The sequence below is a fragment of the Microcoleus sp. N9_A2 genome (assembly GCF_036701775.1).
Taxonomy (GTDB): Bacteria; Cyanobacteriota; Cyanobacteriia; order Cyanobacteriales; family Microcoleaceae; genus Microcoleus.
On sequence record NZ_JAUBRH010000036.1, the window covers coordinates 24,062 to 37,195 of the forward strand.

The 13,134-nt window shown below is 44.7% G+C and carries 10 protein-coding genes; 6 read left to right on the plus strand and 4 right to left on the minus strand.

What is annotated here, in order from left to right; genetic code table 11:
- The first annotated feature begins 74 nt into the window (after positions 1 to 74).
- Entirely contained in the window at positions 75 to 542 is a 468-nt protein-coding gene (locus QUA44_RS19530) for an NUDIX domain-containing protein (RefSeq protein WP_333253498.1), read from the plus strand.
- A gap of 384 nt (positions 543 to 926) precedes the next feature.
- Here the strand turns inward: QUA44_RS19530 and QUA44_RS19535 are convergent, their stop codons facing one another.
- Positions 927 to 1,439 carry a rhodanese-like domain-containing protein gene (locus QUA44_RS19535; protein ID WP_333253496.1) on the minus strand — a complete coding sequence of 171 codons (513 nt, stop codon included), beginning with the start codon at positions 1,437 to 1,439 and terminating at the stop codon, positions 927 to 929.
- Positions 1,440 to 1,818: 379 nt separating this feature from the next.
- Between QUA44_RS19535 and QUA44_RS19540 the strand changes: the two genes are divergently transcribed.
- Genes QUA44_RS19540 through QUA44_RS19550 form a run of 3 tightly spaced genes read left to right on the plus strand, consistent with a single transcriptional unit; the run spans position 1,819 to position 5,912 of the window.
- Positions 1,819 to 2,547 (plus strand): hypothetical protein, encoded by a 729-nt coding sequence (locus tag QUA44_RS19540; RefSeq protein WP_333253493.1) that lies wholly within the window; start codon positions 1,819 to 1,821, stop codon positions 2,545 to 2,547.
- Positions 2,548 to 2,595: 48 nt separating this feature from the next.
- The gene (locus QUA44_RS19545; protein ID WP_333253491.1) at positions 2,596 to 4,455 is read left to right on the plus strand and encodes an AAA family ATPase; all 1,860 of its coding nucleotides are present in this window, start codon (positions 2,596 to 2,598) and stop codon (positions 4,453 to 4,455) included.
- 8 nt (positions 4,456 to 4,463) lie between these two features.
- On the plus strand, positions 4,464 to 5,912 hold the full coding sequence (locus tag QUA44_RS19550; protein ID WP_333253489.1) for a DUF1802 family protein: 1,449 nt from the start codon (positions 4,464 to 4,466) through the stop codon (positions 5,910 to 5,912).
- A 59-nt stretch (positions 5,913 to 5,971) separates the two neighbouring features.
- On the opposite strand, the gene QUA44_RS19555 is transcribed toward QUA44_RS19550, so the two are convergent.
- From QUA44_RS19555 to QUA44_RS19565, 3 genes are all read right to left on the minus strand, one after another.
- Positions 5,972 to 6,688: a Uma2 family endonuclease gene (locus QUA44_RS19555; RefSeq protein ID WP_333253486.1), complete on the minus strand. Its 717-nt coding sequence runs from the start codon at positions 6,686 to 6,688 to the stop codon at positions 5,972 to 5,974.
- A 129-nt stretch (positions 6,689 to 6,817) separates the two neighbouring features.
- Positions 6,818 to 9,826, minus strand: coding sequence for an EAL domain-containing protein (locus QUA44_RS19560; RefSeq protein ID WP_333253484.1), 3,009 nt, complete (start codon positions 9,824 to 9,826; stop codon positions 6,818 to 6,820).
- Positions 9,827 to 10,095: 269 nt separating this feature from the next.
- Entirely contained in the window at positions 10,096 to 10,929 is an 834-nt protein-coding gene (locus QUA44_RS19565; RefSeq protein ID WP_333253482.1) for a prohibitin family protein, read from the minus strand.
- Positions 10,930 to 11,594: 665 nt separating this feature from the next.
- On the opposite strand from QUA44_RS19565, the gene nfi reads away from it, so the two are divergent.
- Both nfi and QUA44_RS19575 read left to right on the plus strand, forming a co-directional pair.
- The gene (gene nfi / locus QUA44_RS19570; RefSeq protein WP_333253480.1) at positions 11,595 to 12,248 is read left to right on the plus strand and encodes a deoxyribonuclease V; all 654 of its coding nucleotides are present in this window, start codon (positions 11,595 to 11,597) and stop codon (positions 12,246 to 12,248) included.
- 452 nt (positions 12,249 to 12,700) lie between these two features.
- Positions 12,701 to 12,931 (plus strand): KGG domain-containing protein, encoded by a 231-nt coding sequence (locus QUA44_RS19575; RefSeq protein WP_333083789.1) that lies wholly within the window; start codon positions 12,701 to 12,703, stop codon positions 12,929 to 12,931.
- Positions 12,932 to 13,134 lie beyond the last annotated feature (203 nt).

Here is a 13,134-nt window from a genome sequence, read left to right on the forward strand (position 1 = left end):
ATTGGCTTCTACAGAAACCAAGTCCGCCTTCGCGGACTCTAAGAACACGATAGTTAATAGGAAAAAGAAGAAAGATGAAAGATGAAGCTTTTGGGATTGTGCCAGTTTTTGCGACTGAAACTGATAGTTTATTTTTGTTGATTCAACATCAAGCCGGACATTGGGCGTTTCCAAAAGGTCACGCGAATCCGGGGGAATCGGCGCTAGAAACGGCGAAGCGGGAGTTTGAGGAGGAAACTGGCATCCGCGATTGTGAAGTGCTTGAGGAGCCTAGTTTTGTGGAACGTTATTCCTTTGTTAAGGAAGGGAAGCCTAGTTCTGTGCAACATTATTCCTCTGCGAAGGAAGGAGAATCAATTGAAAAGACTGTTACTTACTTTTTGGCTTTTGTAAATTCAATGGAAGTTCAGTTGCAAGTAGAGGAAGTTCAAAATTCGGCCTGGACTTCCTTTGAGGATGCAGTTAAGCTGATTACTTTTGATGGGAATCAGCAAGTTTTAAGGGAAGTTAAAGCATTTTTGGACGCGAGGAATGAGTGTTAATCAGTCTTGGACGCACACTTGTTTATGTAGGCTGCGGAATGCGAACCTTACAGTATAAGTAGCGTGTTAAAGCACTTTTGGCGTCCACGACTGTTAATATTTAGTGTGGTTATATAGCAATCCTAAATGATTTGTGTAATTCTTGTAGGGGCAAACCCCCCGTGGTTGCCCCGCCTTGGCTGGGGTAGGCACGGGGGCACTACCCCTACATATTTTTACAACTGATTTAGGATTGCTATACGATCGCAATTAAGTTTGTAGTAAGGACGTTAGTGCTTAGTGGCCACCAGCTTTAAGAGAGGGCTCCAGTCCTTACTACAAACAAATTGTTTTGTTAGATACCCCACTTCTTGAAAAAGTCGGGTATCTAGGTATTGTGTGGGATTATTTGTTGGTTTTCTGGGCTTGGGCGTGGTGTTGCAAGCGAGAGAAAACGTTGTAGGCGTCGGGGCCAGGATTATCGTGTTCGAGAGCGCCGTCTATGGGGCCGTCTATGGCTTTCCAACCAGGAATTCCGCCTTTTAGTTCGGCTACTTTTCTAAAGCCTGCTGCGCGGAGAAGATTGGCAGCTTCGGCGGTTTGTTGGTCGTTTTCGCCGTAGATGTAGATGTCGCGGATGGGTTCTAAACTGGATTGTGCGCGATCGACTAATTCGTCTATTGGCATCGGTACGGCGCCGGTAATGTGGCTTTTGGTGAAGCTTTCAAAGTCACGGGCGTCGATGATTGTGAGTCCGGGTTCGCCCCAATCTAAACGGGCTTTGAGGTCGTGGCTAGATGCTTGAGCTTTTAAACCGGGAGGGGTGGGAGTAAAGTCGGGAAGTTTTTCTTTGATGTTGGAAATTTGGTCGGGAATAGTTTTCATGGGTAAAGTGTTGTTGAATGTTTTGATTGCCATTGCAATGTAACAAGATGCTTAACTTGAATTCGTCTTTCTAAAGGCAGAATCGAGCATTGAACTAAAGTCGCAGTTAGGCTGGTTTCCGGGTTATTAGCTGCGGTTGGGATCGCTACATTTGTTGAGGTTGCTAGAGCCTAGCGAGCTGTGCTTAAAATTGTTTCGATCGCATTTGGTGCAGAGATTTTGAACTGCGATCGCTCGTTTGATTCGCTATTTTATCAAACAATCACATTTTAGTCAATGCCTATTATTTTTAAATTAACTTTGCATAAGTTGTGCGTAGCCTCGCGCGGATTTTTGCGGAAAAGTTTAAATGTTTGCCAGCAAGGTTTCTGGTAAAATTTAAAAGTAAAAACAAGTATTTAAAGGTATGGATATGTCTGAGAAAAGTGAAATTGCGGTGCCTATAACTTTGACACCGGAAGAGCAAGCGGTGTGGGATGCGAAGGCGAAAGTTCGGGTACTGCTGAATTTGTGGGATTTGAGCGGCGGGAAGATGAAGGTGAAAAAGGGGGATTTGACTAAGCGGATTGTGCGGACTAATGAGACGAGTCAGAGATATGTGGAAGTGCTCGGCGAGTTGCAGGCGACTGGGGCGATCGAGTATTCGCTGGTAAATCGGGTGACGCTGGTGGAATTGACGGCGAAGGGGAAAGAAGTTTTAGCGCAGGGGCTCAAAAGTCGGGATTCTTTGTTTGAGTTTGATGGTTCTCAAATTGGTACTCGGCTGGGAAATTCTTTGTTGAAGTGGATTCGGCATCAGGATAGTGCGGCAAGTGTTGCGGTTGAAAAGGGGAAGGGGGATGTAGGGGCGATCGCATCCTATGAAGATTTTAAGGCTGTGGCGATCGATGTGTATGACAGCTTGAACCGGGATTATAACTTAGATGATTTAGTGCCGATTTATCGGATGCGTCGGGCGATCGGGGAAAGAGTCAGCCGTTCTCAGTTCAATGAGTGGCTGTTGGAAATGCAGGCTAAGGGCTTTTTTCTGCTTCAGGGGGGTGAAATGACAGATATTACGCCTGATAAAGCTGAAGACTCCATTAAGACTTCATTGGGTGAATTACGCTACTACGCAACGCGCTTAATTTCTCAAGCTTAAACGATTAAGCTTCATTCTGGTTCAGCTTTTTACCTCACACAAATCACTATGACTATTTCTCCGATTGAAGAACTCAATGCAGCTATCCAAAGTTATAACCCATTCCCAAGTGGTGCTGCCGTTGTCAGAGAACAAGACGTTTGGGAGCAGGGATTCCCTGATGTTACGACGCTGAATGCTCATGCTTCGGATGCAGTTTATCAGGCAATCAACCGAGTTCATCATGCTAGAACAGCCCGTGAAAAAGTAACTTCAATGGTCATAACAGCTAGTAAAGGAGTTGGTAAGAGCCATGTTATTAGTCGTATTCATCATCGTCTTAAAGCTGATGGCAGTGCCTTATTTATTTATGCTGGTGTGGAGACATACGACATAAACTTTGTTAATTATTACTTTCTACAAACTTTAGCAGATAGTCTCAATCATAACGGTAGTCAAGGGGTAACACAGTGGCAGGAACTAGCCGCAGCTATGGTTAACCAAGTGGAGAAAAATGTAAATTCCAATGCAGAGACTATTGCAGCTAAAGATGTAGTCGAAAAATATAGTCAAGCCGAAAATAATAACTGGGTAGATGAGTTAGTAACTAAATACAGGCGAATAAGACGCAGTGACCCTGACATTATTCGTGCCATTTTTTTGACACTCTCGGAAGACTATTCAGATTTTGCAGTTAAGTGGTTATCTGGAAAGAACTTAGCTGAAGTGAGAGCTAAGGCTATGGGATTACCAAATCCTAGCACAGAAGAGAAATATCAAAATGCTGAAGCCTTTAAGACGATTTCACAAATTTTGAGTTTGGTTAGCGAATATAAGCCTTTAGTTATTTGTTTTGATGAACTCGATTTGGATAACGGAGTTGATCCCGAAACTGGCTTAACAAGACCACTAGCGATAGCTGGTTTAATTAAGCCTTTGGTAGATGACATTAAACTGTCTGAACAAAGTAAAGGTTTTGTAATTCTAACCGTAATGATGCCTGATACATGGACACAGAAGATCAAGCTTATGCCTGGTGGAGTGGTAGATCGAGTTTCTAAAAGAGGAGAGCCAATCCGATTAACATTTATGGATGGTGACTCTATTATTCAGCTAGTTTCACTATGGATGCAAGAGTTTTATCAGTCAAGCAATTTAATCCCCCATAGCCCAATATATCCTTTTGAAGAAAACCAACTGCGAGACTTGGGCAGAAATTCTGATAGCTCTGCCAGAAGAGTGTTGATATGGTGTTCGGAAAACTTTAAGATTCTTGGTGCTGTCGATCCAAAACCATCAGAAGACCTTGTTGAAATTGAATATAATAAGGCCGTTATATCTGTTGAAAATTCCCTCACAACCTTGCTGGACGAGAAAATCACATTAGCTGATGCTCTTTGGCTGAGTTTCTCCACCATAATTGGACAGACTTTAGAAAATGTTAAAATCAATAGTCTTGAAAAGATTAAGTGCAGTCCGTCCGAAAAAAGCTACAGCATGGACTTCAAAATCATAGGTGAAGAAAATGGAAACACCGTCAAAATTGGAGTAATGGTTCTTCAAATACCGAGCGGGATGGGTGTACAAGCTGGATTGAAGCGTCTAATCGACTATAAAAAGTTTAAAATCACTCGTGGCTGCTTAGTTCGTTCTAAAGAGATTAATTCTGGTGCGACGAAAGCCCAAGGATATTTAAGCGATCTTCTGTCTCCTCAGTTAGGTGGGGAATGGGTAAAGTTGACAAAGGATAACGTCAAGACCCTTCTAGCTATCCGATCAGTTTATTGCAGTCGTGAAAATTATGATTTTACGGAGGCAGAAATTTTTGATTTTATTGCCACAAAGAAGCTAGTAGTTGATAATTATATCATCCGTGAAATTTTGAGCAATCCGTCTGGTCAGGTTCCTAGTAATTTGAGTAAGGAATGAATAAATAAGTGTTGATTGACATTGCTCTACGTCTACCAGCTCCAGATATTGAGGCTTTAATCGAAGGACGAATGATTGCAGCTATGCCTCGGATGTTTCTGAATCCGGGGCGGACATTTGCTTTGTATCCTGCCGATAATTCTAATATGCCCTTGATGAAACCTAAGCAAATGAGCTTGTTTCCAGATTCAGGTCAATTAGAACTCCCCCTGGTAATTTTAGATAAAGTTTCGATCAAAGCTTGGGCTAGGTGCGAATTGTGCCAAATGGTTAATGAGCCTGAATCATTAGAGGCTTTGTCGCGGTTAACAGTCTGGAAAACAGAGGCATTACAGCAAACTCTCCTAGAAAAACCTTATATTTTTGTAGCTTACCTGCGAGTTTATTTACTGCCTCAGCCACTGGAAATGCCAGTGCATCCCAGCGGCAATTTTGTACCTTTGCCAAAATCCCTAAATGTTACTGATTCAACGCCTGTGTTGAGCGAGTCTATCTTTGCCAAACGCCGTCAAAAGCTGGAAAAACTAGAGCCTCCTGAACATCCAGAATTGGAAGAGTTGCAAAGTGCATTAGTGCATTTATCCACCACCAACCCAAAAGCCAAACAACTAGACGCAGAAATCAAAATGTTTCTAGGTTGGAGTAGCGATAAGCCTGTAAAACCAATCAAACCGGATTTAGCTTGGATAAAGACTATAGCAGCTTTGGGAAATCGCACCAAAGAACTAGATACAGACAAAAGCAACTATCGAGCAGGAACAGACTTTGAAATTGTAGTGCGCGATAGCCTTAAGTTTTTGGGATTTACCATAGATTATGCTCACAAAGGTGGTGCTGGTGGCTTAGATTTATTATGCTCAAAACCTTACCCCTTAGTTGGCGAGTGCAAAGCCGGTAAAAAAATCCCTAATGATACAGCAGTTCAATTGCTGAATTTAGGAACGCTACGGCTCCAAGATAAAGAAACCCTCGCAAAAGCAACTAAGTTGATTATTGGCCCGGGCGTTCCAACTACTCAACTTATGGATGCAGCAAAAGTACACGGTATGGCAATTATGAACCCGGAGACGCTTGAAAAACTGGTTAAACTTCAAAGCAACTATCCTAACTCGGTAGACTTATTTAAACTGAAAGAATACTTAAAACCGGGACAATCAGATGATGAAGTTGCTAAATATATTGAGCAAGTTGAACAAGAAATTAAAGTGCGATCGCACTTAGTCCAACTCGTGAAAGATTACTTGGAAAAAACCCAATCTCAAAATGTGGGATTTGGCGAACTCTACGGCGTCTATGCCTACTCAAATACCCCTCAACCTTTGTTAAGTCGAAAACAATTGCATGAAGTGACAGTCGAACTTTCTTCACCGCTGACGGGTTACTTAGGGCGAGAAAAGGGAAGTGATGCGGAGGGCGATCGCTTTTATTTCCTGCGCGAATTGTCGCTAGATGATTGAGATACGTCAAGGGCGATTCCCTGCGGGATAGCTTCGCTTCACGTACTTCATTCAATTTCCTACACAGCATCAGGATCTACGCCCAATTCCCGCAACCTCGCCGCCAACCTTTCAGCTTTCTGCAATTGAGCTTGTTCTGCCTTAATTAACCCTTCCACCAATGGCGGATCTAAAATTTCAGTGACTGATAATCTCAGATTGGGAAATACTACCGATTCCATTTCCTCACCAGGCAAGAAATCTGTACACGTGTAACCATCTTCACCTTCAATCAATGCAAAAAGCCGAATTTTTTGCTTGCCCATTTTAGGGTCAACTATGCAATATTCCGGCACATTAGCTAATTCGTATTCTCCGCGTTTGATTACGTAATCTTCGCGGCGATTTTCGCTAACTACTTCTACCACTAACAGCGGCTTTTCATCAAATTCGAGGATACCTGCACCGGGTCTAGCAGCAGCTTGTTCCAAAAGACTTTGAGTGCAGACAACTACATCGGGAATCCGAGATTTATCTTCATCTGTTCTCACTCCAAGACCCGTTTTTACTACTAAGTCGAGATTGTGTTCAGCTAGGTAACGCTGCAATTGGTAAACTAAATATTCGCAAATTTTGATGTGTAAAATTGTTGCTGTTGGCATCGGGATTAATTTGCCTTTGTACAGTTCATATTTTACATCAGATTCTCCTTGATAAAATCGGTATTCTTCAAAAGTTAATGTCGGCGAAGTATCGAGCTGTTTTTCTTCGACTGCTGGCACAATAGATTGAGACATATATTTTTACCTATCTCGATAGTTTTCTATTATACTCAATTTTGATTTTAACACTCAAGGCATTGAGTACGAAAAGATCGCCCTTATTGACAATCAAGCAATTTGATCCGGTTAAATATTTAGTTCAGTTCACCATTTGGGCGATCGCCTCAACAAGGCTGTAGCTGCCTCACTGTCGAGAGGTTTAGAGAAAAAGTATCCCTGACCGTACTCGCAGCCGATCGCCCGCAGTTGAGCCAATTGGACGGCGGTTTCGACACCTTCTGCCACTACCTCCATCCCCAAACTGCGGGCCAGCATGACGATCGCCCGCACGATTTCCAAATTTTCGCCCGTTTCCCCGATGCGACTGACAAAAGAGCGATCGACCTTCAAAATATTAATCGGGAACCTGTGCAAATAACTCAGAGACGAATAACCAGTGCCAAAATCATCAATGCACAAATCAATCCCCAAATCTCTCAACTGCGAAAGCATCGCCGCCGCCGCTTCCCCATCTTCCATCACCACAGTCTCAGTAATCTCCAACTTCAAACAGCGAGCATCAACACCCGTTTCCTGCAAAACTTGCTTAATTTGCTCGATAGATTCCGGTTCCGCAAACTGCCTGCCGGAAAGATTTACTGCTACAGTCAGCCGCGAATTTCCCACAGGTAAATTCAAACTCTGCCACTGAATAATTTGGCGACAGCTTTCGTTCAAAACCCACAAACCCAAAGGCATAATTAACCCAGTTTCCTCCGCCATCGCAATAAATTCCATCGGGGAAACTAAACCCCGTTCCGGGTGCAGCCAGCGCACCAGCGCCTCAAATCCGATAACTGAACCAGTTTTCAAACTAACGATCGGCTGATAATAAACAGTAAAAGGACATTCCAATTTATAAGGAGCCAATGGCGATTTCGGACGCTCCAACTTCCGATCTATTTCACTCATCGGTGAGTTTTCCTCCACCGCCACACATCCAAAATCCAGTATCGAATATTTCAAATTTAGTTCTTCAACCGACTCCCGCAAATCGTGTTCCAAGTGCATCAAAGCCACAGCCCGAGTGTGCATCGCACTGGTAAACACTTCGTAGCGAGCTTTACCCAGAGCTTTTGCGCGGTACATCGCAATATCAGCATCCCGCAAAATATCTCCCGGTAACTGATATTTGTCCGTACTCAAAGCAATGCCGATACTAGCAGTAATTAAAACTTTATGACCTTCTAAATAAAGCGGTCGTTCGATCGTTTTGAGAATTTCCTTTGCTTGGGCGATCGCCTCATCAACACCGTGAATTTCTTCCAGCAAAATCACAAACTCATCTCCCCCCAGACGAGCCACCGTATCGCCAGGGCGCAAACAAGTCAAGAGACGGCGACCCACAGCCACCAACAGCTGATCGCCCGTGCGGTGTCCCTGACTGTCATTAATCACCTTAAACCTGTCCAAATCCAGAAACAGCACCGCAAACTGATAGCTCGGATGCCGTTGGGCGCGGGCAAAAGCTTGCCCCAACCTGTCAGTCAACAAAGCACGGTTCGGCAACTCTGTCAGCGCGTCGTGTAAAGCATCGTGCGACAATTGGTCTTCAGCCGCCTTGCGCTCAGTCACATCGTGACAGTTGACCACAATTCCCCGCACCGAAGGTTCGTTGAGCAAATTCGTCGCCACCGCTTCCAACACGCACCAGGAACCGTCCTTGTGTTGCACTCGGTATTCCGCCATTCCCAGGCTAACTCTCGGCATTTGCATGGCACCTTTAAACACTTGATCGACTATCAGCAATTCGTCAGGGTGAATCAAGTCAAAGATAGACCGGCCGAGGACTTCCGCCGTCGGGTATCCCAAAATCCGCTCTAGGGAAGGAGAGACATAGCGGCAAAAGCCTTTCTCGTCGAGAATCACAATAATGTCTCTAGCATTTTCAATCAACGATCGAAAGCGCTTCTCGCTTTGCCGCAGTTCTTGTTCCGTGCGCTTGCGATCGGTAATATCGGTATTCATGTAAATCAGACCGACAATTTTCCCTGTGGGGTCTTTAATAGCATCGGCCCGCAGCAGCACTTGCAAAGTTTCGCCGCTTTTAGTGCGGTTGGTAATTTCACCAAACCAAGAATAACCTTGGGCGATCGTATCGAGTACCTCCCTGGCGACTGCGGGGTCAGCAAAAACTGCCGATATACCTCCGGCTAGCTTAAATTCCTCTGCGGTGTCCCATTCAAATAGCTGAGAAAACGCTTGATTTTGATAAATGTGAGTGCCGTTCGCATCGCTGATGCCGATCGCGTCACTCGAACTTTCCACCGCCTTGCGAGTCAGCACCAGAGCTTCTTCTGCCAGCTTGCGCTCGGTAATATCAATTCCTACCAGACAAGCTGCATTGCCCCGATCGTACTTTTGAGCCACAATCAAATAGTATCCCGCCGACTCTGCGCCATCCGTTTTCACCTTAACGTTGAGTTCTTTAACCGCTTCCGTAGCGTCGCCAGCAAAAAACTCCACCACAAAAGAGTTAAAATCCGAGCTAGCGCCCAGAAAACCAATATCTTGACCGACAAAAGCCGACGGCGGCAAACCATACAGTTTGGCTAAGTGCTGGTTAACCCCCAAATAGCGCAAATCCGAGCTAATCCAAGATACTGTTCCCGGAACTGCTTCCAAAATCGTTTGCAGTTGGTCGTTAGCTTGCTGCAATGCTTGCTGCACTTCACATATTGGTTCCGACAAGTCAGACTGAACTCCTACAAAGTGAGTCAAATTAGCGCTGTCGTCTCGCACGGGAGATAGCGACAATTTGCTCCAAAAAGGACTGCCGTCTTTGCGGTAATTTTTGATTGTTGTCTGGATTTCTTGACCTTGGCGCAAGGCGTCGCGGATCTTAGCTACTGTAGTTCGATCGGTATCGGGGCCTTGCAAAAATCGGCAATTGCGCCCCAAGATTTCACTGGCACAGTAACCTGTCAGCCGTTCAAAGGCCGGATTGCAATAAATTATCGGACAATCGGGTGCATTGGCGTCAGCAATGACAATGCCACTGCTAGTAGCTGCCAAGGCTCGATCACTTAGCCACAGTGCTTCTGATGCAGAATGGCGATCGGCATCCCCCACTTCACCTAAATTAGAAATTGACTGGTTCTCGCGATCTCCCATCAGCCGAAGTTTCAAGCAAACCTTTACAATTTCCGAGTTGCTTCTTACTTTAGCGTTTTTCAGGATTCGCGCAACGTAAATTGTATCTCCGCATTTAAGTAAGCGGGATTTCACCTTAGTGGTTAGTTGTATTTTCTACCCTTGCTGTTGGGCCTTTAAAAAAGCACATCTTCACCTCCGCAGTGAAAAACCCTCTATTCTTCTCCCCCTCAGACTCTCTCCCCCTCTCCCCTTCTCCCCGCGCCCTGGCAATTATGATCTGCAGCAGCTTATTTAGCAGGAGTTGCAGCTTGAGAACTCGGCGGCGCAATATTAATCAATGGCAAAGTTCCGCCTCCTCCCATTACTGTCGGAAACTGGCCATTCCATTTTTCAATTGCTTGCTGCTGCAAAATTTCGGCTGTTAAAGTTTGCCGCTGCAAGCGTTGAGATTCAGCTTTACCTTTAGCGCGGTTAATTTCAGCTTGAGCATCTTGGGTGGCTTTTTTAACTGTAAATTCTGCTTGTTTAGCTTCTTGTTCTGCTATTTGTTTGGATTCGATGGCTTTGCTAAATTCTGGAGAAAAGCCAAAATCTATTAACGAAACATCTCTGACAATGACGCCGTAAGGTTCCAAGCGCTTTTTGAGGCTGTTGTCGATTTCTGTTTTGAGTTCGGTGCGCTTAGTGATAATTTCTTCGGCGGTTTTTTTAGAAGTTGCTGCTTTGAGAACTTCCGAAATTGCCGGACTCAGAATGCTGGTAACAATTTGTTCTTCGTCTCCGACTTGTTGGAAAACTTGATTTACTTTGGCGGGGTCAACATTCCAGTTGACTGCCAAATCTGTAGTAATACTTTGCAAATCTTTGGAGGCTGCATCTGCTTTCAAGTCTGTTTTTTGTACCCGCACGCTGAGAGTTTTTACAGAAGTGACGATCGGTAAAATCGGGTGGATGCCTTCATCTAAAATCGCGTCTTGAACCTTGCCGAAGCGCATCATGACGCCGCGTTCCCCTGCGCCGACGATGGCAAAAGGTTTGAAAATTAAGGCGGCGATGATGAAGACGATGCCACCGAGGACGTAGAGAGCTAGGTTGTACTGAACTCTTTGCATGATTTTCATAGGTTACTTCGGCTATGTGGTGTTACTAGATGTTAGTTTTCTATTCGCTATTATCTAAGATTATAACTTCATGTTAATGGTGCGACAACTCATGAATTTATTTATTTTTTATCATAAAAGTCATATAGGTGCGAGGGCTGGGAACCTCTTAGCTCGATGAGCGGGGATGAACAATGGCACTTGTAGCTGGGTGAGATTATTGATGAATAAATGTTTCAATCATCTTGACAATGAGGAGGATTTTAGATAAAGAAGAAGCAGAAGAAGAAGAAGAAGAAAAAGAAGAATAAGAAGAAGTAAATAGATAGTTCGATCGCTCTGTGACAAGCGATAAAAGGGCGATCGGAAAGAGAAAGCTTTCTAGAAAGCTAAAAAATCAGCATCAAACAGGTATTTTTTGTGAATTTTGAGTATAAAATTGGAGGTGCGTGCCGATAAAACCTTTGGGGGTTGGTTCAAGCATAAGCGAAAGATAGAATTTCACTCTCCGACCTACAGACTCTATTGGTAGAATTGGCATCGGCCCGCCTTGCTCAACCCTCCTGAGTAGAAAAAAAACTCCTTGGGCAAGTTAGGAATTTATAGCTACAAACGATAAAAATTTGAGTTTAAAAATGCCCGAAAATAAGTTAAGCTTAGATGAGAACGGTTGAAGAGAAATCAAAATGTTGCAGCGACACCCTTGGCCGCAGACAATTGAAGAGGCGATCGCCATTCAAGAACAGCTTCGGTCAGAGGTAATTACCGAAAATCAACTGGAGACAGTTGGGTACGTCGCAGGCGTAGATGTCGGCTACGACAGTGCAGACGATGTATCGCGGGCCGCTGTAACAGTTCTGAGCTTTCCCGACTTGCAGTTGCAGCAGCAAGCTGTGGTTCGCAGTCCTACAACTTTTCCTTATATTCCGGGTTTCCTGTCTTTTCGAGAAGTGCCGGCAGTCCTTGAGGCTTTGGAAAATATCAGTTTGAGACCAGACTTGATATTGTGCGACGGTCAAGGACTAGCCCATCCCCGCAGGTTCGGTCTTGCCTGCCATTTGGGGGTTTTGACAGGAATTGCCACGATCGGAGTTGCCAAAAATCGATTTATGGGAGAACATTCAGAAGTCGGACTCGACCGGGGCAGTTGGCAACCCTTGCTACTGGAGGGATCAACGATCGGCGCAGCGCTAAGGACGCAAACAGGGGTAAAACCGATGTATGTTTCGATCGGTCATAAGGTAAACTTAATAAGTGCGATCGAGTACGTCCTGCACTGCGCCCCAAAATATCGCTTACCAGAAACAACTCGATCGGCAGACCAACTAACATCGGGATAACTGGCAAGCGCGGAAGGCATCAAAAAAAAAGTAAAAAGACCAAAAAAGCATCCGTCTTTGGACTTTTAATTTTTGAGGTGGCGCGGTTAAGTCAAAAAATCCTCTGAGTCTACCGCCAATCAGCTTTCGGTTCCATCCTTCCAGCGAACTAAAGAATGACTATACCTGAGAAAGAGGTATAAAAGTTGGGGGGTTTATAGAATGATTGAAAGACAGTAACCAGCTTAAAACATTGGCGGCTCTAACTATAGTGCCCGGGCGTGAACTATTTTTAGTTCACATTTGTAAATTATGAAAGAGTCATCCTGCGAGTTAAACCAAAAGCTTAGATTCGTCTGATCAGGTTTCATAATTTACCGTCGGATATCTCACCACTGACTGGGAGTAACCACGACAGTGGGAGGCGAAGGCGCGATCAAGCTAAAAAATCAGAAACAAACAAGGAGACAGTCATGGCTGAGAAAAGCAAACGCGGATTCGCTTCTATGGATGCAGAAAAACAGCGCGCAATTGCTAGCAAAGGCGGAAAAGCTGCACACGAGAAAGGAACTGCACACGAATTCACCTCTGAAGAAGCCAGACAAGCTGGTCAAAAAGGTGGCGAAGCTGTCAGCAGAAATCGCGAACACATGGCTCAAATTGGTCGCGAAGGCGGTCGGAAAAGCCGCAAGAGCGAAGCTTAAGTCTCTCAAGGCTTTGGCTGCAACGAAAGATTGCACAGTTGCAGCGTGAGAGATAGCACGCTAGACAGTGAACGTTTGAGGAGGTGGGGCGATCGAAGTTACCGAGGTAGTTCGATCGCCCAACCTCCAAAAATCGTCACTAGCGCACCAAAGCCTCGCAAATCTGAAAACCCCACAGGAATTAGTTTTTAGCAATCGCTGGC